The organism is Amycolatopsis sp. NPDC051371, from assembly GCF_040682155.1.
Taxonomy (GTDB): domain Bacteria; phylum Actinomycetota; class Actinomycetes; order Mycobacteriales; family Pseudonocardiaceae; genus Amycolatopsis.
Genome location: NZ_JBFBAG010000025.1, coordinates 62,954 through 83,632 on the forward strand (window position 1 = coordinate 62,954; position 20,679 = coordinate 83,632).

Genomic DNA, 20,679 nt, shown 5'->3' on the forward strand with positions numbered 1-20,679 from the left:
TCCCGGTCGCTTGGGCCGAGTGTCGGCCGCCGCGATGCGGCGTGCGGTGCGCAGACCCCACCTACCCCTGCACACCGCGGGCCAAGTCCACAAAAGCCCGCACCACCGGCGCCACCGTCCCGGCCCGCCAAGCCAGCCCGAGATCGATCACCGGCACCGGCTCCTCCAATCGCCGCAGCACCACCCCGCGACGCTTCAACCCCCGCGCCCGGTGCTCCGGCACCGCCGCGATCCCCGCTCCCTCGGCGACCGCACGCATCAGCTGCTCGTCCTCCGGTTCCTCCCGGACGATCCGCGGCACCCCGCCCGGCCAGACCTGCTCGCTGATCGCGTCGTACTGACCCGGGCCGTTCGATCGCGGCCAGAACACCACCGGCTCGGAAGCGATCCACCTCCGACGCAACCGGCCGCGACGCCGGGCCAGCTCGTGTCCCGACGGCAAAGCGATCAAGACCTCCTCCGACCCCACCACCGCCACCTCGATGCCCGGCGAAACCACCGGCGGCCGGACGAAGCCCACGTCGATCTCGCCCGCGGCCAGGCGGGCCAGGTTCAGGCTCGTCCAACCCGTCTCCAGCGCCAGCGAGACGTTCGGGAAAGCACCGCGATAAGCCGCCACCAGGTCGCCGGCCAGCGGGCCCGGCGCCGAACGCGTGTACGCGATCCGCAGCCGGCCGGCGTCTCCGCGGCCGGCCGCAGCGATGACCCCGCGCGCCCGGTCCAGCCGGGACAGCAGCTCCTGCGCCTCAGCCGCCGCCACGCGGCCCGCCTCCGTCAGCGCGAAACGCGGGCCGGAACGGTCCAGCAGCGCCACCCCCAGTTCCGCTTCGAACGCCCGGATCTGCTGGCTCAACGACGGCTGCGACACGAACAGCCGCGCCGCCGCCCGCGTGAAGTGCATCTCCTCGGCGAGCACGGCGAAGTAGTGCCATCGGCGCAGGTCCACCCAGCCACTATAGGACCGGCCTATAGCTCAAGAGGGACGAAGTTTTGGACCGTCCGCCGACACCGGACCGAGACTGGGGACGTGAACCGCACCGACCGCAAGCTCCACGCCCTCGCCGCCGCCGCGGAGGAGAACCTCCTCGACCCGATGGCCGGCTTCGTCGACCTCGCCGGGATCCGCGAAGCCGTCGAAGACCTGACCAAGGCGTTCGCGCCGCTCGGGCGCGTCCAGCACACCGTCGCCGCCAAGGCGTGCGGCCTCGCGCCCGTCCTGCGGTACCTCGCCGACCTCGGGGTGGACGCCGAGGTCGCGAGCCCGGGCGAGACGGCCGTCGCCGAAGCCGCCGGTGTCCGCGGTCCGCGGCTCGTCCTCGACTCCCCCGCCAAGACCATCGCCGAGCTCGCCCACGCCTTGGCTGAAGGCACCGCGATCAACGCCGACAACTTCCAGGAACTGTCCCGTCTCGACGCGCTCGTCGGCGACCACCCGCGCTCGGTCCTCGGCCTCCGGATCAACCCGCAGGTCGGCGCCGGCCGGATCGGCGACACCAGCACCGCGACCACGACGTCCAAGTTCGGCATTCCGTTGCGGGACAACCGAGATCGAGTCCTCGAAGCCTTCACGCAAAGGCCTTGGCTGACCCGGCTGCACGTCCACGTCGGCTCGCAGGGCTGCCCGCCGGAGCTGATGGCCGACGGCGTCGCCGCGGTGCACGCCCTCGCCGAGGAGATCAACGCCGCGGCCGGGTACCGGCAGGTCACCAGCCTCGACCTCGGCGGCGGCCTCCCGGTGAACTTCACTTCCGAGGACCCGGGCCCGACCTACGCCGACTACGTCGCGACGCTGCTGGCGAAGGTCCCGGCCCTCGCCGACGGGCGCTACACCTTCGTCACCGAGTTCGGCCGGTCCCTGCTGGCGAAGAACGGCTTCCTCGTCAGCACCGTCGAGTACACGAAGGTCGCGGGCGGCCGGCCCATCGCCGTGACGCACGCGGGTGCGCAGGTCGCGGCCCGCACGGTGCTCCAGCCGGAGCACTGGCCGCTGCGGCTGACCGCGCTCGACCCCGCGGGCCGGCCGAAGTCCGGTCCCGACGTCCCGCAGGACATCGCCGGGCCCCTGTGCTTCGCGGGCGACCTCCTGGCGAAAGAACGACCGTTGCCGCTGCTGGAGCCGGGCAACCTCGTCGTCGCGCACGACACCGGCGCCTACTACTTCGGCGCGCACTACGCCTACAACACGCTGCCGCGCCCGGCCGTGCACGGCTTCACCGTGTCCGCGCGCGGACACGTGGAGTTCACGCCGATCCGCCGCGCGCAGTCCCTGGCCGAGCTGGTCGCCGACGCGGGCGGCGAATTCGTCGGAGCGCTCCCGGAAGCATGATCACCGGCGTAGCATCCGGGCACGCCGAGGGGAGACTGCCATGGGGGCCGGTCGTGCGGAAGCTTTTCGGGGGTCCGGGTGGCGAAGCCCCGGGCCGGAGGCCCGGTTGTCACTGCCGCGGTTCGCCGCGCTGCCGGTGGGCATCGTCGTCGCCGCGCAGGCGGTGATCCTGACCGCGCTGTCCGGCCGCTACGGCTTCCACCGCGACGAGCTGTACTTCGTCGCGGCGGGCCGCCGGCCGGACTGGGGGTACGTCGACAACCCGCCGATCACACCGTGGCTCGCGCACGCGTCGACGGCGATCTTCGGCGAAACACCCAGCGGCCTGCGCGTGGTCGCGACCCTGCTCGGCATGGCGACCGTGGTGGTCGTCGCGCTGATCGCCCGCGAGTTCGGTGGCGGCCGCGGCACGCAGTTGTTCACCGCGATCGCGACGGCGCTCTCGGCGTACGTCCTCGTGGTGTCGCACATGCTGGCCACCAACTCGGCGGACGTGCTGCTGTGGTCGCTGATCGCCCTGTTCGGGTTGAAGCTCCTGCGCACCGGTGACGGCCGGTGGTGGCTCGCCGTCGGTGCCGCCGCCGGGCTCGGCATGGCGAACAAATGGCTCGTGCTGCTCCTGCTGTCCGGGCTCGGCATCGGCGTGGTCGTCGCCGGGCCGCGCCGGGTGCAGCGGACCTGGTGGCTCGCGGCCGGCATCGGTATCGCCGCCGTGCTCGCGGCGCCGGTCGTCGTCTGGCAAGCGTCGCACGGCTGGCCGATGCTCACCGTCGCCGGCGGGATCAGCGACGACGACGGTGGCGAGAACCGCGTCCTGTTCGTGCCGATGCAGCTGGTGTACCTCTCCCCCGTACTGGTGCCCGTCTGGATCGCCGGGCTCGTGCGGCCTTGGCGCGACCCGGCTCTGCGCTGGGCCCGTGCCCTCGCGATCGCCTACCCGGTGGTCTGCGCGGAGCTCCTGATCCTGGGCGGGAAGCCGTACTACTCGGTGCCGTTGCTGCTGCCGCTGGTGGCGCTCGGCGCGGAGCCGGCACTGCGGTGGCTCGGCCGGGGCGGGACGACGCGGCGGGCGCTCATCGGCGCGGCGGCCGTGGTGTGCGCGGCCGTGTCCGTCCTCACCGGACTCCCGGTGGTGCCGGCCTCGGCCCTGAACGGCCCGCTGCTGGCGGTCAACAAGGAGCCCGGCGAGCAGGTCGGCTGGCCGGAGTTCGCCGACACCGTCGCCGGCGCGTGGGCGCGGATCCCGGCCACCGAGCGGGACACCGCGGTGATCCTCGCCGGGAACTACGGGGAAGCGGGCGCGCTCGAGCACTACGGGCCCGCGCGCGGGCTGCCCCAGCCGTACTCGCCGCACATGTCCTACGCCGACTGGGGCCCGCCGCCGGACCGGCAGGTCGGCCCGGTGCTGCTCATCGGGAGCTTCGAACGCGGTTCGCCCGCGTCGCGGCTGATCACCGGGTGCCGCGTGGTGACCAAGCACCACAACGCCGAAGGCGTCGACAACGACGAAGACGGCGTCATGCTCTCGCTGTGCACGTTGACCGAGCCGTGGTCGACGGCGTGGCCGGTACTTCGCCAGTTCTACTGATCGGACACAGCTACTGAACGGTTCGTCCGGTTCACGCTACCCTCGGGCGCATGGTGGCGACGCGCACGGCGGTGGTCGTGGTGGGGGCGGGCCCGGCCGGGCTCACGGTGGCGAACCTGCTGCGGCGGGCGGGAATCGGCTGCGTACTGCTGGAGCAGGAGAGCCGGGCGTTCATCGAACAGCGGCCGCGGGCCGGGTTCATCGAGGAGTGGGCCGTGCGCGGCCTCGAAGAGCGTGGACTCGGCGAGCAGCTCGTCGCGAAGGCGCCGCGGCACGAGAAGTTCGAGTTCCGGTTCGCCGGGCGGCGGCACGCCTTCCACTACGGCGACGTCACCGGGCAACGGCATTTCGTTTACCCACAACAGCTCCTGGTCACCGACCTGGTCGCGCAGTACACCGACGCGGGCGGTGAGGCCGTCTTCGAGGTCTCCGACGTCCGGCTGCACGACCTGACGTCGGACTCCCCCGCCGTCACCTTCCGGACCGCGGAGGGAGAGCAACGGATCGACTGCGACTTCGTCGCCGGCTGCGACGGCGCGCGCGGCGTCTCCCAGAGTTACCTGCCCCCGGAATCCACCGTGAAGTCCCACCACGACTACGGAATCGGCTGGCTGGCCCTGCTCGCGGAGGCGCCACCGTCCGCCGACGGAGTGCTGTTCGGCATCCACCCGCGCGGGTTCGGCGCCCACATGGCCCGCACGCCCACGGTGACGCGGTTCTACCTGCAGACGGCGGCGGGCGAAACCGAAGCGGACTGGCCCGACGAGCGCGTCTGGACGGAGCTGCGCGCCCGGCTCGGGGTGCCGGACGGGCCGATCACCGAAGGAAAGCTGATCGAAAAGCGGATCCTCGACATGCACAACTACGTCGTGGAGCCGATGGCGCACGGCCGGCTGCACCTGGCGGGCGAGTCGGCGCACCTGGTCGCGCCGATCGCGGCGAAGGGCATGAACCTCGCCCTGCACGACGCGTTCCTGCTGGCGGAGGCGTACGAGGCGCACTACGCGGGCGACCCCACCCGGCTGGCCGGGTACTCCGACGCGTGCCTGCCGCTGGTGTGGCAGTACCAGGAGTTCTCACTGTGGCTGTCGGACATCTTCCACCACACCGCGGCCACGGGCGAAAACCCGTTCGCGGCGCGCATCGAGGAGGCCCGGATGCGTCGCCTGCTGGGTTCGCCCGCGGCCGCGGCGGCGTTCGCGGAGCTGTACATCGGCAAGAACGCCGACCTCTAACTCCAGGCGATCTTGAACACCCAGGCGAAGCGGCCCGCTTGCCGGGCCGCGGCCGGGACGTCGATCACCAGCGAGCCGTTCTCCACCGTCCAGTGCAGGTTCCCGCGGTACCCGAGCAGGCTCACCCGGTCACCCGCGCGGATCGGGACCGGCGCGTCGACCACCAGCCTGCTGCCCGGCGCCACCAGCGAATGCACGTAGAACGCCTCGTTCTGCTTCACCGTGAACCGCAGGTCGCCGAGCTGGGCCATCCGCGACCAGTACGTCGTGCCGTAGATGGCCTCGCCGTTGACCTTCAGCCACGCGCCCGCGTCGCGCAGGTGCTTCTGCATGACGTCCGGGATGGTGCCGTCGAAGTCCGGGCCGATGTCGAGCAGGAAGTTGCCGTTCTTCGAGACGATGTCGACGAGCGTCCGGACGACCTCCTCCGCCGTCATGTACCGGTCGTCGGGGGTCGCGCGGTTGTAGCCGTAGGAGAACGGGTCGAGGCCGCGGCTCGACTCCCACTTCGCCACCACCGTGTTCGGGTACGTCGTGTACTCCGGCGTCGTGAAGTCGTGGTCGGGGATGCCGCCGCGGTCGTTGTAGGTGACGTCCTTGGGGCGCTTGCGGTTCTTCGCGTGGTTGAAGTACTCGGTGAGGACGTTCCGGCTGTCGTTGACCCCGCCGATGTCGAACCACAGGACGTCCGGGTCGAACTCCGAGATCAGCTCGAGCACCTGCGGCGCCTGGTAGTCGCGGACGAAGTCCTTCCCGGCGGTGTAGCCGGTGTAGGGCAGCGGCGCTCCGGTGTACGGGTTGCGCGGCGCGTGACCCATCCACGGGTTGTCCGGGTTGAACCACTCGGGCAGCGAGAAGTACAGGCCGTTGCGCAGCTGGGGCGTGTACTTCCGGGACGCCGCGAACAGTTCGGCGATGACGTTGCGCTTCGGGCCGAGCTTCACGGAGTTGCGGTCGCTGACCTTGGTGTCCCACAAGGCGAATCCGTCGTGGTGCTTGGACGTGAGCACGTAGTACTCGGCGCCCGCGTCCGCGATCAGCTTCAGCCAGGTGCGCGGGTCGAACTTCTTCGCCGTGAACATCGGGATGAAGTCGTCGTAGGCGAAGTTCTCGCCGTACTTCTCCTTGTGGTAGGCGTAAGTCGCGCCGTTCGGGTCCTGCTGGTTCTGCCAGTACCACTCCGCGTACTGCTGCCCGACCGGCGCCCACGCGGGCACGGCGTAGACGCCCCAGTGGATGAAGATGCCGAACTTGCTGTCGTTGAACCAGTACGGCGCGCGGTGCGTCGAGAGCGACGCGTCGGTCGGCCGGAAGTCCGGGACGCCGAGGGTGATCGGGACCTGCTGGGTGGCGAGGGTGCCGCGCCCGGCCGTGACGCGGACCTGGCCGTTCGTGGTGGTCCCGGGCGGCACGGACGCGTTCGGCGCGAGCCCGAGCCGGACCGTCGCCTGCTCCCCCGGCGCCAGCGCGCGAATGGTCGCCGGCACGGTCGTGCGGCCGCCGGGGACGTCGACGGTGACGGTGATCCGGTCGCGGGCCCCGAGCCACACCGTTCCCGCGTTGACGACGGTCGCCTCGGCGGCCTGCGGACCGCCGTCGGTCAGCAGGTTGGCCGTCGAACGGCCGTCGAGGATCAGCGCCGAGCGGCCCACCGCGACCGGCTGCAGGGTGAGGGCGAAGACGTGCAGGCTGGAGACGTTCGGCGCCGGCGTCGCCGTGGTGGGCAGGGTCAGCGCGACGGCGTCGCGAGCCGGGTCGATCCAGACCTGGCCGGTGGCCAGCGAAACCGGGTTGTCGTCGACGACACCGCCGGGCGCGTAGCGGAACGGCGAGACCAGGGCGCCGGTGCCGGTGTACCAGTCGGGGCCGGAGAGGGAGCCGGCGCTCGTGCTGCCGTCGGCGTAGTGCACGGTCGCCGTGCCGCCGGTGGTGCCGTAGCTGGCGGCGACCAGGAAGTAGGCGACGAAGTACCGGCCCTTCGGCAGGTCGATCGTCTGGCCGGTGGCGGCGATGTTGTTCTTGGCGCCCGCGGCCGCGGAGCCGAGCCGGAACGGGACACCACCGGCGGTCACGGTCTGCCCGGCCGGAACGTGCTCGGCCGGGAAGGTGTAGCCGGAGCCGTCGAAGTCGCCGCCGGTCGCCGACGCGCTGTCGATGCCGTCGTTGGAGAACCAGGCGTCGAGCGCGACCGGGACGGGTGGCGGGGGCGGGACGATCGGGGTGTCGGGGCCGTCCGGGGCGGCGCCCACGGGCACGGCCGCGCCGGCGGGAGCGAGACCGGCCGCGCTGAGCGCGACGGCGCCTCCCAGGGCGATGCCGAGGGCTTGACGGCGAGGGAAGGTCGTCATTGAACCTCCAGGGATCGGATGACTACGGCGGAATGACGACAGAGTTCGCCCCTGGCAGGCCGATCTGTCATTGGCGGAGCTGATTCATCCGATGACTGACCCTGCTCGCTGCGCCTTCCGCTGTCAAGGGGCCAACCGGAGCGATCGAAGTGAACCGTGCCCGTGTCCGGCCCGTAGTCCTCAGTAACGAGCTGCAGCACTCGCCGCCAGAACCAGCCGCGTCGAAAGGCCAGACCGATGTCTACCTACCCGAGCGCGCTGAGCCGCCGCGCGATCGCCATGCTCAAGGCGATCGGCGAGGGTCGCGCCGAGCTCCGCTGCAGCTGTGAACCCGACCTCCGCGTGGACGGGTTGTCCTGCTGTGACCAGAACACCGCCCACGACCTCGCCCGCGCCGGGCTGATCCGCGCGGTCGGCGTCACCGTCGTCGGCCAGTGGGCCCCGGCCGAACTGACCGACGCCGGGCACCGCGCGCTCGGCGAAGATCTTCCCGCCGCCGCAGCCTGAGCCTCCCGCTCGAAAGCCGTGAGGGCCACCTTGAGGAACTCTCTGTTCCTCAAGGTGGACTTCACGGCTTTTCGCTGCCCCACCGGCGAACGGTACGAGAAACCTCGGAAATGCGCTGAACCGGGCCGGGCCGGTGGCCGTGCTTTGGGGTGAGGGCGTCTCGCACACGCCCTCCGGAGTCGCCATGATGCAACGATCCGGGCCAGCCTCCGCCCGATCGGGACCGGGCACTCCGGCGAGCGGCCGTCGCGGCAACGGCCACCTCGCGCGGGCCCGTCCGGCATCCCCAGAATCCCGGACGGGCCCGCTCCGCCCGTCGGTCCAGGCCCGTCCGAACTGTCCGGGATCTTGTCCGATTCGGTCACCTGATCAGCGGTCGCTGGTCCGGAGCAGCCGCGCCACTGTGAGTGCATGCGACGCTTTCTGGCTCTGGGCGCGGCAGTACTGGCGGGGATCGGCATCCTCACGACATCCGGCAGCGCGAGTTCGGAAAGCGCTGTCCCGGTGGTCGCCGAGCACGCCGTCGGCGGCTGGGTGGGCACGTGGGCCGCCTCACCCGCGTCCGCCGTGGCCAACACCCCGGACGGCTATCCGGGCTACTCGATCCGCAACGTCGTGCACACGAGTGCCGGCGGCGGCCGGGCTCGCGTCCACCTGTCGAACGCCTTCGGCGCCACTCCCCTGACCTTCGGGCACGTCACCGTCGCGGTGCAGGGCACCGGCCCGGACGCCGTGCCGGGCACCCTGCGGTCCCTCACCTTCGGCGGCGCGGCGAGCGTCGTCGTCCCGGCCGGCGCCGAGGCGCTGAGCGACCCGGTGAACGTCCGGATCCCGGCCGACGCCAACCTGCTCGTCACGACCTACGTGCCCACGAAGTCCGGCCCCGTCACCTACCACCCGGCCGCGTCGCAAACGTCGTACTTCACCCGCGCGGGCGACTTCGCCGGCAGCGAGTCGGGCGCGCCCTACAACGAGCAGACGTCGGTGTGGCACTACGTTTCCGGCGTCGACGTCCAGGGCGGTGCCGAGGCCTCGATCGTGACGCTCGGCGATTCGATCACCGACGGCGTCGGCTCGGTCGCCGGGGCCAACCACCGCTGGCCGGACTACCTCGCCGACCGGCTGCACGGCCGATTCGGCGTCCTGAACGCGGGCATCAGCGCCAACCGGCTGCTGCTCGACGTGCCCGGGTCCGGCGCCGGCCAGAACGCGTTGTCCCGCTTCGACCGCGACGTGCTGAGCGTCGGCGGCGTGCGGACGCTGATCGTGCTGGAGGGCATCAACGACATCCAGCAGGACCCGCACCAGACCGACCCGAACGCGATCACGTCGGCCTACCGCCAGCTGGTGACGCAGGCGCATGCCCGCGGCATCCGCGTCCTCGGCGGCACGCTCACCCCGTTCAAGGGCTGGCGCGTCTACGACGAAACCCTCGAAGCGACCCGCACCGCGGTGAACACGTTCATCCGCACCGGCGGCGTCTTCGACGGAGTCGTCGACTTCGACGCCGCGGTCCGCGACCCGGCCGACCCGCTCCGGATGCTGCCGGCGTACGACTCCGGCGACCACCTCCACCCGGGCGACGCGGGCTACGAGCGGATGGCCGCCGCGGTCCGCCTAGACCGGCTGTGAGCGCGGGATGAACAGCACCGCCACCAGGCTCACCACGGCGACCGCGACGAGGTAGAGCGACACCGAAAGCGAAGTCCCGGTGGAGGTCTGCAACGCCGTCGCGATCAGCGGCGCGAACCCGCCGCCGAGCACCGCGCCGACGGCGTAGGAGAACGACGCGCCGCTGTAGCGGTAGCGCGGCTCGAACAGCTCCGCGAACAGCGCCGACTGCGGCCCGTACGTCGCGCCGAGGCCGATGTTCAGCACCACCACCGCGACGATCAGCCAGACCGCGGCTTTGGTGTCCACCAGCAGGAAGAACGGGATCGGCCAGACGACCAGCAGGATGGACCCGGCCAGGTACACCGGTTTGCGGCCGACGCGGTCCGACCACGCCGCCGTGACCAGGATGCTCACCAGCCACGTCACGCTGCCGACGATGACCACGACCAGCAACGTGGTCCGGTCGATCTTCAGCACCGAAGTGCCGTAGGACAGCAGGTACGCCAGGAAGATGTACCCGATCGCGGTGTTCGCGATGAAGCTGCCCGCCGCCACCAGCAGCGCCCGCGGCCGCTCGCGCAGGACGTCGACCATCGGCCGGCTGCTGCGCGCCTCGGACTCCCGCAGCCGCGCGAACACCGGCGACTCCTCGATCCGCAGCCGGATCACCAGGCCGACGCCGACGAGCACGATGCTCGCCAGGAACGGCACCCGCCAGCCCCACGCCGCGAACTGCGCGTCGGTCAGGGAACGGCCGAGGATGAAGAACAGCAGCTGCGCCAGGATCAGCCCGGCCGGGACGCCGATCTGCGAGAACGCGCCGTACCGGCCGCGATGCCCGTCCGGCGCGTGCTCGACCGCCATCAGCGCCGCGCCGCCCCATTCGCCACCCGCGCTCAAGCCCTGCAGCAGCCGCAGGATCAGCAGCAGGATCGGGGCCCAGACACCGATCGCGGAGTACGTCGGCAGCAGGCCGACGCCGACCGTGGCGACGCCCATGAGGAGCAGCGACAGCACCAGCATCGCCTTGCGGCCCACGCGGTCGCCGAAGTGGCCCCACAGGATCCCGCCGACCGGGCGGGCCAGGAACCCGACGCCGAGCGTCGCGAACGCGGCGAGCGTGCCGGACGCGGGCGAGAGCGTCGTGAAGAAGAGCTTGCCGAACACGAGCGCCGTCGCCGTGCTGTAGATGAAGTAGTCGTACCACTCGATCGTGGTCCCGATCGCGCTCGCCACGGCGACCCGCCGCAGCTGCCGGGCCGCCTCGGCCGGGGGCGCCGCGTTCACGAGCCGGCTAGTGCGGGGACGAGGTCTTCGGCCAGCAGGTCCATCAGCAGCCCGTCGTGCCAGCTGCCGTCCGGACCGCGCTCGTAGGAGCGCATCGTGCCGACCGGCTGGAAGCCGAGCGACTGGTACAGCTGGATCGCGGACTTGTTGTCGGCCGCGGGATCGATCACCACCCGGTGGTGCCCGCGCACGGTGAACAGGTGCCCGGCCAGCGCCCGGATCGCGTCCGAGCCGAGGCCGCGGCCCTGCCAGTCCGGGTGGACCGCGATGTCGATCCCGGCGTGCCGGTACTGGGGGTCGGCCTCTTCGAAGGCCAGCTCGATGCCCACGACGACGCCCTCGTGCTCGATGGCGTACGTCGTGGTGCCGTCGTCGGGGTCCAGCAGGTACGAAACCTGGGTGGCCACCGGTTCCTCGGCGTCCGCCCACCACCGCGCGACGTCCGGGTGCGACAGGATCTCCTCGAACCGGGCGGCGTCCTCGGCTGCGGCAGGGCGCAGGCGGACACGGCTGCCGGTGATCAGGCCGGTCATCGGCCCAGTGTCGACCCCTGGACGCCGTCTGTCGAGCAGTGCCGCCCGGCCGGGCCACGCCGATCGCCGGGTCGCCGGCCCCCGGTCACCAGGGGTTGTTGTCCTGCTCGTCCGGATCGGTGGCACCCGCGCGGCGCGGCGGCGACGCCGGGGGCGGTCCGGCACCACCGGACGGCGCCGGCGGCGGCGGTTGCGGCGGCGCGGGAGGCGGCTCGGCGGGCGGCGGGTCGTCCGGCTCGTCCGGGTCGGGGAACCGGCCGCGCAGGTTGTCCAGCAGCAGCGTCCGGGTCTCGCGGTCCTCTTCGCCGAGCTGCTCGGACATCACGCCCGCCACGCGCTCGGCGATGCCGGACTGCGCCCGGCGCATCGTCGTCAGGATCGTCCGGGACAGCTCGTCCAGGGGGAACGACTTGATCTTGTTGCTGAACGTCAGGTCGGTGACCGTGCCGTCGGCGCCGACGGTGACGCTCACCGCGCCGTCGCCGCTGCTCGCGGTCAGCCGCAGCCGTTCGGTCTCCTCCTGCGCCGCCTGGTAGCGCTCGGCCTTCGCCGCGAACCCGGCCGCCCAGTCGTCCATCCGGCGGATCGTCTCGTCGGGGTCCCGCATCAGGTCGCCCAGGCCGTTGTTCGGGCCCGTCATGCCTGCACCTTCGCTTCAGCTGTGCGCGGCGCGGCCGTGAGCTGCCGTTCGAACGGCTGGGCGTTGCCCTCTTCACCGTCGCGATACGACTGTGCGGCGGTCTTGACGTTGTCGGCCAAGCCGCGCACGCCTTCCGACGACGCGTTCAGCGCTTCCTTCGCCTTCTCACCCGTCGGCCGGATGATCGGCGGGAGGAACGCGCACAGCAGCCCGTAGGCGTGGTCCGACATCGCCGTGTCGGCCGCCGAAGCCGCCGTGTTGAGCCGGTCCACCAGGCTCTCGACGTGGCTCGCGTGCGCGACCAGCTCGTCGGGCTCGACCTCGAAGCCGCCGGCCGTCATGCGCTCACTTCCAATCCTGGTTCTTCCAGTCACCGATCACCGGAGGCGCCACCGCTTCTTCGCCCGCGAAGAAGTTCGGGTCGTCGCTCTCGAGGTAGTCGGCGGCCTTGTGTTCCTTGTCGTCTTCCTTCTTACCGCCCTTGCCGGCACCCATGCCGCCCATGCCCGGGCTGCCCGCCGCGCCGGCCCGGCCCGACGTCGCCGCGTTGCGCGCCGCCGCCGCTTCGGCCTCCGCGGCCGCGCCGGACGCGGCACCACCGCTCAGGTTGCCCGCGCCCGTGCCGCGCACACCACCGCCGACACCACCGGCGCCCGAGCCACCGCCGCCGATCCCGCCGAGGGATCCGCCGCCGGCGCCACCGCCACCGATGCCGCCGAGGCGGCTCGCGATGCTCTCGCCGTTGATCCCGCCGCCGCGGCCGATGGTCGGCATCTTGCCGCCGCCGATGCCGCCGCCGGGGATACCGCCCGGGCCGGTGCCGGTGGGCAGGCCGGTGATCGGGTCGATGCCGGACGGGCTGAACCCGGGGATACCGCCGCCGCGGATACCGCCGCCGCCCCCGCCCGAGGTGTCCGGGATACCCGGGATCGATCCCGGGTTGAAGCCGCTGCCGCCGGTGCCCCCACCGCCGCCGCCGATCCCGGACGGCGAGAAACCCGACGACGTCGTCGAGTCGCCGCCGATCGGCACCGACGAGCCCGGGATGCCCGAGCCGGTGAAGCTGCCGCCGCCGGGCGTGTCGAAGTTCGGCGGGGTGAAGCCCGCACCACCGGCCCCCGAGCCGCCGATGCCGCTGCCCGAGAAGCCGGAACCGCCCGCGCCACCGCCGCCCGACGCGGCGGGGATGCCCGCGCCGGAGAAGCCGGACCCGCCCGCGCCGGAGCCATCGCCGGGGATGCCGCTGCCGGAGAACCCGGAACCACCGGCCCCCGAGCCACCGCCGGGAATGCCGGAACCGGGCGCGCCCGCGCCGCCGGGGCCGTTCACGCCGTCGAAGCCGCTCGTGGTCCTTTCGCCCGGGATCCGCGCCGAAGCCTGGTCCATCGCCGTACGCGCCATCAGCGGCTGGGAAGCGTCCGCTCCGGTGCCTGCGCCGCCCGAAGCCGGGCTGGTCGCCGACCGCGCCGTCGCGGACGGCAGCTTCGGCGGAGCCGGGAACCTCGGCGTCGCGACCGCGCCGCCGATGGTGTCGTCGTACTGCGTCAGGATCTGCGCCGCGTGGTCCCGGGCCGCCGTCTGCGCCCGGTAGGTCTGCATGGCCTCGCCGGCCGCCGCGGCGTACTGCACCGGGTCGGTCATCGACATCAGCTTCTGGTTGGTGCTCTGCAGGTCGAACTGCACCGGCGGGTTCGCCGCCATCTGCCGCTGGGTCTCGTTGAGCGCCTGGGAGTGGATCTCCTGCTGCCGGCCGGCCAGCGTCGCGCCCTGCGCGGTCGCGCCCAGCCACTTGCCGACGCCGGCGAGGTGCTCGCGGACGGCGTCACCGGCGTCGCCCTGCCAGTTGCTGGTGCTCGCGTTGATCGCGTCACCGAGCGTCTTCTGGTGGGTGCCCAGGTCGTTGCCGACCGCGACCCACTCCTCCGAGGTCTCCGCGACGGTCGCCGGGTTGGCGTCCTGCGTGATGGCCTCGTTCATCTGCTCGTGGCTCGCGTTGGCCCACAGCGTTTTCGGTGCGCCACCGTTCTCACGCATGGTGAGGCCCTCGTCGAGGCCGTGCTTGGCGTTGTCGAGGTGCTGCTGGTACAGCTCCTGGATCTTCTTGTCGCGCAGCACCGGGTCGACGGCGGGGCCGAGCCAGCCGGCGCGGATCTCGTCGTCGATCTGCTGGGTGGCCATGTTGCGGATTTCGTCACCCGAGGGTGTGTTGTCCGTCTTCAGCGGCCCGACGTAGTACTTCGACGACGAATCGGCCGTCACGTCGTAGAGCGGACTGCGCTTGTCGTAGTCCGGCGACGACGGATCCGAGACGGACTCGGCGGTGGGTGCCACGGTCTCCCTCAGCTCTGGTCGGCGGTCGGGAGCGAGGTCAGCGTCGTGCGCGTGGTCTCTTCCCGGGACTTGTAGTTCTGCTTGGCCAGCTTGATGGCCTCGATGTAGGTCGGGAACTCCTGGCGTGCCGCCTGCAGCTGGGTGACCAGGCCGTGCTCGTCGGCCGCGGTGCTGACCATGTGCGCGGAGACCCACTGGCCGGTCGCGGTCCGGCTCATCGCGGGCGCGTCGTGCAGCCGCTGGAGGTTGGCCCAGCGCCGCTCCAGGGACTCGAGGACGCCTTCGAGGGCCTCGATCAGCTGGTTGCCCGTGGTGTCGTCGATGGCGAAGCCGCCGGACTGCGCGAGCCGCTTCAGCTCACCGCCCGCCAGGCCGACCCGGGCCGCGAGCAGCGCCTTCTGCGCGGGTTCGGTCGCGGTCTGCGCCTGTAACGCCGGCTGAAGAACCTCGGCGGCCATCGCCGTGTCGTCGGTCATCAGGACTGTCTTCCCTTCCCGCTCAGTAGACGGCGGCGATCGCGTCGCGGATCGCGCGCGCGAGGTCGGCGCGCCCGGCGGGGACGTACTCCGCCGTCAGCTCGCCCGACTCGCCGGTCTTGGTGTGCACCAGGTAGCGGCCGTCGGCGGTGTCCAGCCAGCTCAGCGGTTCGCCCGCGAGGCGCTCGCCGCGCCGGCCCTGCGCGGTGACGGCGATGTGGCCGCCGCCCAGCCGCGGTTCGGCCAGCACGCGTTCGAGCACCGCGACGTCCGACGGCTTCGGCGCCGGCGGGCGGCGGCCCGGCCGCACCACGGCCTTGACCTCGATCATGCCGAAGGCGTCGGTCTCTTCTTCGTCGAATTCGGCGTCCGCGATCCGCTTCGCCGCCATGGCCGAGACCTCGCGTCCGGCGGCGCGGTGCACGACGTGCTTGCCGGTCGTCGCGGCCGGAGCCGGGGGCAGCACGCCGGTGACGACCTCGACCAGGTCCTCGTCGGCGAACAGCGAGAACAGCAGCTCGTCCGTGTCCGCGGCCTGGGTGATGCCGAGCGCCTGGGCGCCGTCGGTGACCACCAGCACGGCGACGTCGGCGCCGAGGCCGTCGATCCCGCTCACCGCAACCGAAACGCGCGGCTCGGCCAGCAGCTCGAACGCCGTGCGCACCCCGGGGTGCAGCTCGCCCGACACCGAAAGCCGTCGCTCCTCGAGCGCGTCGTAGACCTGGCGCGCGACTCCGACGAACCGCACCGGGTCCGCCGGGAGGTTGCCCGCGCGCAACGGGTAGCGCCGGACGTCGCCACCGGTCGCCCGGCCGACGACGAGGGCTTCGACGACCTCGAGGACGAACTCGAACCTGTCCGCCATTTCCCCTCGCTGCTTCTTTGTCAAACCCTCAAGCAACTTTCCTGCCGAAGGTTAGCAGTGCCCGAGAACCCGGCGTCGGCGCCGCCACGCGGGTGCCCGAAAGACCACGATCACCGGCCTGTGCGGGCAAAGCGCGCTCGGTGATCACGTCACCCGATGCGGTGCTGGTGAACGCGCAACTGCAGGGTGACGAGATCGAGCAGCGGCACCGAAACGCCCAGTTCACGGGCACGCGCGGTGAGGTCACCGAAGATCTGGTCCCCCTCGACCGGGTGACCGCCGAGCAGATCCCGGTACAGCGAAGATCCACCCATCCCGGGGTCGGTGACAGTCTTGCGGGTGGCCGCGAGGTCGGCGGCGGGCAGCGGGTACCCGGCGGCCTCGGCGACAGCGGCGGCTTCGGCCACGACGGCTTCGGCGAACTCCGTGCCGCCGGGGACGGCGACGACATCGCCGATCGTGCCGCGCATCAGGCTGTTCACCGCACCGATCGCGGCGATGAACACCCATTTCGACCACATCGATTCGGTGATCCGCTCGTCCAGGGCGGCGGAGAACCCGGCGTCCTTCAGCGCGGCGTCGACGTCCGCGAGCTTGCCGGGCGCGGGATCGGTGCGGGCCCCGTAGGCCAGGCTCTGCAACGGGCCGAGCCGCCGGATGGCGCCGTCGTCGTCGATCGTCGTCTGCACCTTGGCGACCCCGCCGAGCACCGCGTCCTTGCCGAACCGCGCGTCGAGGGCGTCGATGTGCGCGAGCCCGTTGAGGAACGGGAGAATCAGCGTTTCCGGGCCGACCGCGGGGGCGAAATCGTCGATGGCCAAGGCCAGGCCGGTCGCCTTGACGGCCACCAGCACGAGGTCGTAGGTCTCGTCGAGGGTCCCGGTCTCGACGAGCCGCGGCGCGAGAACGGTCTCTTCACCAAGGCCGGTGATGCGCAGGCCGCGGTCCCGGAGCAGTTTCGCCCGGCCCGGCCGTACGAGAAAGGTGACGTCGCGGTCCGCCTGCAGCAGCCGTCCGCCGAAGTACCCACCGGTCGCGCCGGCGCCCACCACCAGAATCTTCAAGTCGCTCACACCATGACCTACGCCCGGCGGCGGCCACAGTATTCCCACAGCAAGACACAGCGAAACGACAGGTCGATCCGGGAACGCGGGACGTTGACCAGGCATGGGAAGACGGATCCGGTGGACGTTGGCGAGCGCGGGCCTGGCGGCGGCCGTGCTGACGGCCGGCGCGGTGGTCGCGGCCGAGGGGCACCGGGTGACGGCGGTGGCGGTGACGTCGGCCCCGCCGGCTGCTTCGAATTCCCTCGATTCTCCCGACTCTCCCGACTCTCCCGACGACACGGCGGTGAGTCCGGTGGCCTCGACGTCCGAGGTCCCGTACCCGGATCTGTCGTCGGTGGCGAGCGAGGTGACCGACGCGGTGACGGCGGCGTCGCGCGGCACGAGTGTCGGATTCGTCCTGTACGACCGCGAGTCGGGCAAGGAGCTGGCGTCCGTGGACGCGGACCGCCCGTACTACACGGCCTCTGTGGTCAAGCTCCTGATCGCGATCGACGAGGTCCGGTCGAACGGAGGCTGGGCGCTGCCGGACGCGGACACGGTCGAGGACCTGACGGACATGCTGGAGGGCAGCAACGACGCGATCGCCTCGGCGTTCTGGGAGCAGAACGGCGGCAACGCGATAGTGACCCGCACGGCGGCGTTGCTCGGGCTTGCGCACACGACACCGCCCGAGGACCCGACCCAGTGGGGAATGGCACGCACCAGCGCAAGCGACGTGGTGGCGACGTACGAGTATTTGCAGGACGAGGTCCCGGACGAGGTGGCAGCGCCGTTGCTGGCGGCCTTGGGCAATGCACGCAACCCGGCGGATGACGGGTGGGACCAGTATTTCGGCATCCCCGACGGCTTGCCGGGGCGTTCGTGGCAGATCAAGCAGGGGTGGATGATCCTGCGCAACGCATTGGTGTTGAACACGACCGGGGTCGTGGGTGGGCGGTATGTCGTGGTGCTGATGACGGAGCAGCCGCTGGTGAGTTCGGCGAAGGGCCGCGAAGCGGTGACGGCGGGGATCAAGACATTGGCACCGCTGCTCAGCCAGCTGGACGCGACTTGAGGTGGGTCCGAGGGGCGGCTTTCGAGGGCCCGGGCGGTGCCGGCCGGCTCGGCCGGCGGGCTCAGGCCAGGGCGGGCTGATGGGGTAGCGGCCGAGAAGCGCACGGCCCAGCGGCTTCGAGCGGCCCGCGACCGGTGCTTCGACAATGAAAGACGACCGGCAACCGGGAGTACGGCTGGTGAGGGCAACGCCGGGGGCTTCAGCGCGACGCGAGCGCTTGGGAATGGCGCCTACGCGGACTGAAGGCGCGGAAGGCTCGCGCAGAACCTTGAGCAGTAGACCCGCGCAGGGCTCGGAATGCGGAGCCGGGCGATGCTCAGGGTGGAGCTCGAGGTGCGGCAGCCACGTGCGGAACGCGGGATGCGGCGATCAGGTCTGGATCGAGATCGGCAAGCCACGCCTTCCAGTCCTGCGTCCCGGACTGCACGGCGGCGGCGTAGAACGAGTTGCCGTAGCCGGACGCGGTCAGGTTCCAGAAGTACGGGACGGCGGTCGCGCCAATTCGGAGAAGTGGCACGTGTGCAGGCAGCTTGCAGGGCTTCGACGCTGCTCGGAGCTTGGTCGCGGCGGGAGTGTGCAGGTAGCGAAGATCGAAGGCGCGGGTGTAGGCCCGTAGCCGGTGGCTGCGGGCCTTTCCCATGTTCGGTTGTTCACGCCGCGAACGGCAGTGGTTGGTGCAGGTTGTTGCGCCTGGGTTTTCGGCGTTTGTCCAGGAACACCGGTGGCAGGAACTCGGGCAACCCGTCGGCGGCTATGCGGACTTGCCAGCCGGAGCGGTGCAGGAGTCGGTGATGGTGGGCGCACATCAGGACCAGGTTGCCCAGTTCCGTCGGCCCGCCGCCGGCCCAATGGCGGACGTGGTGACCCTGACAGTGCCGCGGTGGGCGATGACAGCCGGGGAACGCGCAGCCGCGGTCGCGCAGGTACAGCGCGTGGCGCAGCGGCGTGGAGATCAAGCGTCGCTGGTGACCCAGGTCGAGAGGTTCGCTCTTCGTCCCCAGTACTGCGGGGATGAGCTTGCAGTCGCAGGCGTGGATCCGGGCTTCGGCCGCCGATATCGTGCCGAGGTCGCCGAGGATGGCCCGGCCGACACCAGACTTCAGGTCTTGCAGCGAGACTGCGACCATGACGTGGGCTCGTTCGCCGGCCTGCATGGGCAGGTCTGGGGAGTTGAGGGCCAAGTCGATCGCGTCGGAGAACGCATCACCGTAACGTTCCTGCGGGGAACGGAGGTCGGGGCCTTCGTCGGTGGTGCGGCGTTGCGCGAGAGAGTCGAGGAGGGCGCTGGCGCGGGTGCCGGTTTCGTCGTCGAAACGGCCCTGAAGTTCCCAGACCCCGGTTCTTTTGCGGCGCAACGACAGTTCGCGGCTGGGTGTGGCGGGTTCGGTCTCGTCGGGGGCTTGGCCGTCGGGATCGAGGTGGGCCAGGATGCGTGTCCCGAGGGCGGCGACCTGCTTGTGTCCGGCGTCTTCGGCGAACGACAGCAGGTGCCGCTCGGCCTCATCGCGGTGCTCGGGCAGGACCTGGGCCATGACGCCGACGATGGTGTCGATCATCGGGGTGCTCAACCGACCGTCCAACGCGGCAGCGCCGGTGGCGGGAGCGACAGCGGGGATCGGGGTGCCGTCGAGATTGTGGCTGGAGGTGAGGGCTCGGGCTCGCTTGACCACGTTCTCGGCGGCAGCTTTGGGGACATCAGCAAGGTGCTCGAACAGCCGTGCAACAGAGCGGTATCCGAACAGCTCCATGACACCGCGCGACTCGATTTCCGCCAGCACAGAACCGATCTCAGCTTCAGTAGACCGAGCGACGGCGAGCAGGGTGGAGATGCGGTCGGCCAGGGCCACCGCTTCTGCTTTCCACACCGCTTCGCTGTCCACACACCAAGATTACCGGCAGACGAACGGATGTTCATCACACGACCGGGTGATCCACTATGAACTCCGGCAGGGGCACCGTTGCGTAGGGAATCGGCGCTCTCGCACCGAGCGGCAGGCGACAACGGGAAGCGCCGATTTCCTACGCCCCGGCGAAGCCGCATCTTGAAAAATCAGCCTCAAGAAGCAGAAACCGCACGAGCCCGCTCAATATCAGGCCCCCGATACATCCGCTCAGGAATCCGAGCCAAAGTAGAAGGATGAACCTGCGACCCCAAACCATAAAGCTTCTGAAAAGACATGATCAAAGGCCGCCAGGCATCAGGATCGATGTGATCCGGACTCCCAGCAACCCGAATCTCGTCATGAACGAACACCCGCTGAACCCGAACCTCGAAGGCCAAAATCCCCCCACGCTGCGAAGGATCCTCATCGGCAACAGGATGCACAGCCTCGACAACAGCCTCCATGACCACGGGACACTCACCAACCCGAGGAGGAGAAACGGTCTCGGAAGGAACAGCGGTCAACCCCGCCCGCGAAAACTTGTCCGCGACATGGAAGTAACCGCGCGAAACCTTCCCCGGAGGAACCGGATCCGAACCCGTCGTCATGGCCAACCGATCGACAGCCGCGGCGAGCGAATCGGAAGGCAGGTTCAATACGCACTCCCGCGTGCGCAGCAGGTTCTGGGCCGTCTTGGAGCGGGCGCCGAGCCCGAGCATCGCGCGCCAGCCGAGCCAGAACGCCGATGACATCGGTGCGAGGTTCGCCGAGCCGTCCTCGTTCTCGCTGGAGATCAGGACGACCGGGGTACCGAAGTACAGGATGCCGGGCTCGATGGGCGTGTGCGCAAGGGTTTCCGTCTTCACGCCTTCGATCCTGCCGCTGCCGCGCGAAGAAGGCTCGCGGGAATCGGCCGTCGCGATCA

Annotated in this window: 19 protein-coding genes; 6 read left to right on the forward strand and 13 right to left on the reverse strand. The window is 71.0% G+C overall.

Annotated features, from left to right (window positions below):
- Nucleotides 1–61 precede the first annotated feature (61 nt).
- On the reverse strand, nt 62–946 hold the full coding sequence (locus AB0M59_RS28340) for a LysR family transcriptional regulator (protein ID WP_364620784.1): 885 nt from the start codon (nt 944–946) through the stop codon (nt 62–64).
- A gap of 81 nt (nt 947–1,027) precedes the next feature.
- Between AB0M59_RS28340 and AB0M59_RS28345 the strand changes: the two genes are divergently transcribed.
- The 3 genes from AB0M59_RS28345 (at nt 1,028) to AB0M59_RS28355 (ending at nt 5,149) form a co-directional block, all read left to right on the forward strand.
- Nucleotides 1,028–2,326 carry a diaminopimelate decarboxylase gene (locus AB0M59_RS28345; RefSeq protein ID WP_364620787.1) on the forward strand — a complete coding sequence of 433 codons (1,299 nt, stop codon included), beginning with the start codon at nt 1,028–1,030 and terminating at the stop codon, nt 2,324–2,326.
- Between the two features lie 106 nt (nt 2,327–2,432).
- Complete coding sequence (locus AB0M59_RS28350; RefSeq protein ID WP_364620790.1) at nt 2,433–3,914, forward strand: glycosyltransferase family 39 protein; 1,482 nt, start codon at nt 2,433–2,435, stop codon at nt 3,912–3,914.
- 50 nt (nt 3,915–3,964) lie between these two features.
- Nucleotides 3,965–5,149 (forward strand): 4-hydroxybenzoate 3-monooxygenase, encoded by a 1,185-nt coding sequence (locus AB0M59_RS28355; protein WP_364620792.1) that lies wholly within the window; start codon nt 3,965–3,967, stop codon nt 5,147–5,149.
- On the opposite strand, the gene AB0M59_RS28360 is transcribed toward AB0M59_RS28355, so the two are convergent.
- Nucleotides 5,146–7,497 carry an alpha-L-fucosidase gene (locus tag AB0M59_RS28360; RefSeq protein WP_364620795.1) on the reverse strand — a complete coding sequence of 784 codons (2,352 nt, stop codon included), beginning with the start codon at nt 7,495–7,497 and terminating at the stop codon, nt 5,146–5,148. The genes AB0M59_RS28355 and AB0M59_RS28360 overlap by 4 nt on opposite strands.
- Nucleotides 7,498–7,734: 237 nt before the next feature.
- Here AB0M59_RS28360 and AB0M59_RS28365 point away from each other — a divergent pair, with 237 nt between their 5' ends.
- Together AB0M59_RS28365 and AB0M59_RS28370 are read left to right on the forward strand one after the other, a co-directional pair.
- Complete coding sequence (locus tag AB0M59_RS28365; protein WP_364620798.1) at nt 7,735–8,004, forward strand: hypothetical protein; 270 nt, start codon at nt 7,735–7,737, stop codon at nt 8,002–8,004.
- A gap of 411 nt (nt 8,005–8,415) precedes the next feature.
- On the forward strand, nt 8,416–9,636 hold the full coding sequence (locus AB0M59_RS28370) for an SGNH/GDSL hydrolase family protein (protein ID WP_364620800.1): 1,221 nt from the start codon (nt 8,416–8,418) through the stop codon (nt 9,634–9,636).
- Here the strand turns inward: AB0M59_RS28370 and AB0M59_RS28375 are convergent.
- The 8 genes from AB0M59_RS28375 to AB0M59_RS28410 form a co-directional block, all read right to left on the reverse strand.
- Nucleotides 9,622–10,905, reverse strand: a complete 1,284-nt coding sequence (locus tag AB0M59_RS28375; protein ID WP_364620803.1) for an MFS transporter — start codon at nt 10,903–10,905, stop codon at nt 9,622–9,624. The two genes, AB0M59_RS28370 and AB0M59_RS28375, sit on opposite strands and share 15 nt — an antisense overlap.
- On the reverse strand, nt 10,902–11,438 hold the full coding sequence (locus AB0M59_RS28380) for a GNAT family protein (protein ID WP_364620805.1): 537 nt from the start codon (nt 11,436–11,438) through the stop codon (nt 10,902–10,904). The genes AB0M59_RS28375 and AB0M59_RS28380 overlap by 4 nt, the downstream gene beginning before the upstream one ends.
- Before the next feature lie 85 nt (nt 11,439–11,523).
- Nucleotides 11,524–12,078, reverse strand: a complete 555-nt coding sequence (locus AB0M59_RS28385; protein WP_364620807.1) for a YbaB/EbfC family nucleoid-associated protein — start codon at nt 12,076–12,078, stop codon at nt 11,524–11,526.
- Entirely contained in the window at nt 12,075–12,419 is a 345-nt protein-coding gene (locus AB0M59_RS28390) for a type VII secretion target (protein ID WP_364620810.1), read from the reverse strand. Before AB0M59_RS28390 ends, AB0M59_RS28385 begins: the two co-directional genes overlap by 4 nt.
- 4 nt (nt 12,420–12,423) lie before the next feature.
- Nucleotides 12,424–14,409, reverse strand: a complete 1,986-nt coding sequence (locus AB0M59_RS28395) for a hypothetical protein (protein ID WP_364620813.1) — start codon at nt 14,407–14,409, stop codon at nt 12,424–12,426.
- A gap of 8 nt (nt 14,410–14,417) precedes the next feature.
- A complete protein-coding gene (locus AB0M59_RS28400; protein ID WP_364620816.1) occupies nt 14,418–14,885 on the reverse strand; it encodes a hypothetical protein in 468 nt (155 codons plus the stop codon).
- 22 nt (nt 14,886–14,907) lie between these two features.
- Complete coding sequence (locus tag AB0M59_RS28405; protein WP_364620819.1) at nt 14,908–15,750, reverse strand: ESX secretion-associated protein EspG; 843 nt, start codon at nt 15,748–15,750, stop codon at nt 14,908–14,910.
- 149 nt (nt 15,751–15,899) lie between these two features.
- The gene (locus AB0M59_RS28410) at nt 15,900–16,823 is read right to left on the reverse strand and encodes a 2-dehydropantoate 2-reductase (RefSeq protein ID WP_364620822.1); all 924 of its coding nucleotides are present in this window, start codon (nt 16,821–16,823) and stop codon (nt 15,900–15,902) included.
- Nucleotides 16,824–16,917: 94 nt separating this feature from the next.
- Here AB0M59_RS28410 and AB0M59_RS28415 point away from each other — a divergent pair, with 94 nt between their 5' ends.
- Nucleotides 16,918–17,871 carry a hypothetical protein gene (locus tag AB0M59_RS28415; RefSeq protein ID WP_364620825.1) on the forward strand — a complete coding sequence of 318 codons (954 nt, stop codon included), beginning with the start codon at nt 16,918–16,920 and terminating at the stop codon, nt 17,869–17,871.
- 316 nt (nt 17,872–18,187) lie between these two features.
- Here AB0M59_RS28415 and AB0M59_RS28420 read toward each other — a convergent pair whose 3' ends face one another.
- From AB0M59_RS28420 to AB0M59_RS28430, 3 genes are all read right to left on the reverse strand, one after another.
- On the reverse strand, nt 18,188–18,511 hold the full coding sequence (locus AB0M59_RS28420) for a hypothetical protein (RefSeq protein WP_364621023.1): 324 nt from the start codon (nt 18,509–18,511) through the stop codon (nt 18,188–18,190).
- Between the two features lie 10 nt (nt 18,512–18,521).
- Complete coding sequence (locus AB0M59_RS28425) at nt 18,522–19,751, reverse strand: DUF222 domain-containing protein (RefSeq protein ID WP_364620828.1); 1,230 nt, start codon at nt 19,749–19,751, stop codon at nt 18,522–18,524.
- 176 nt (nt 19,752–19,927) lie between these two features.
- Nucleotides 19,928–20,620, reverse strand: a complete 693-nt coding sequence (locus AB0M59_RS28430) for a flavin reductase family protein (RefSeq protein ID WP_364620831.1) — start codon at nt 20,618–20,620, stop codon at nt 19,928–19,930.
- Nucleotides 20,621–20,679 lie beyond the last annotated feature (59 nt).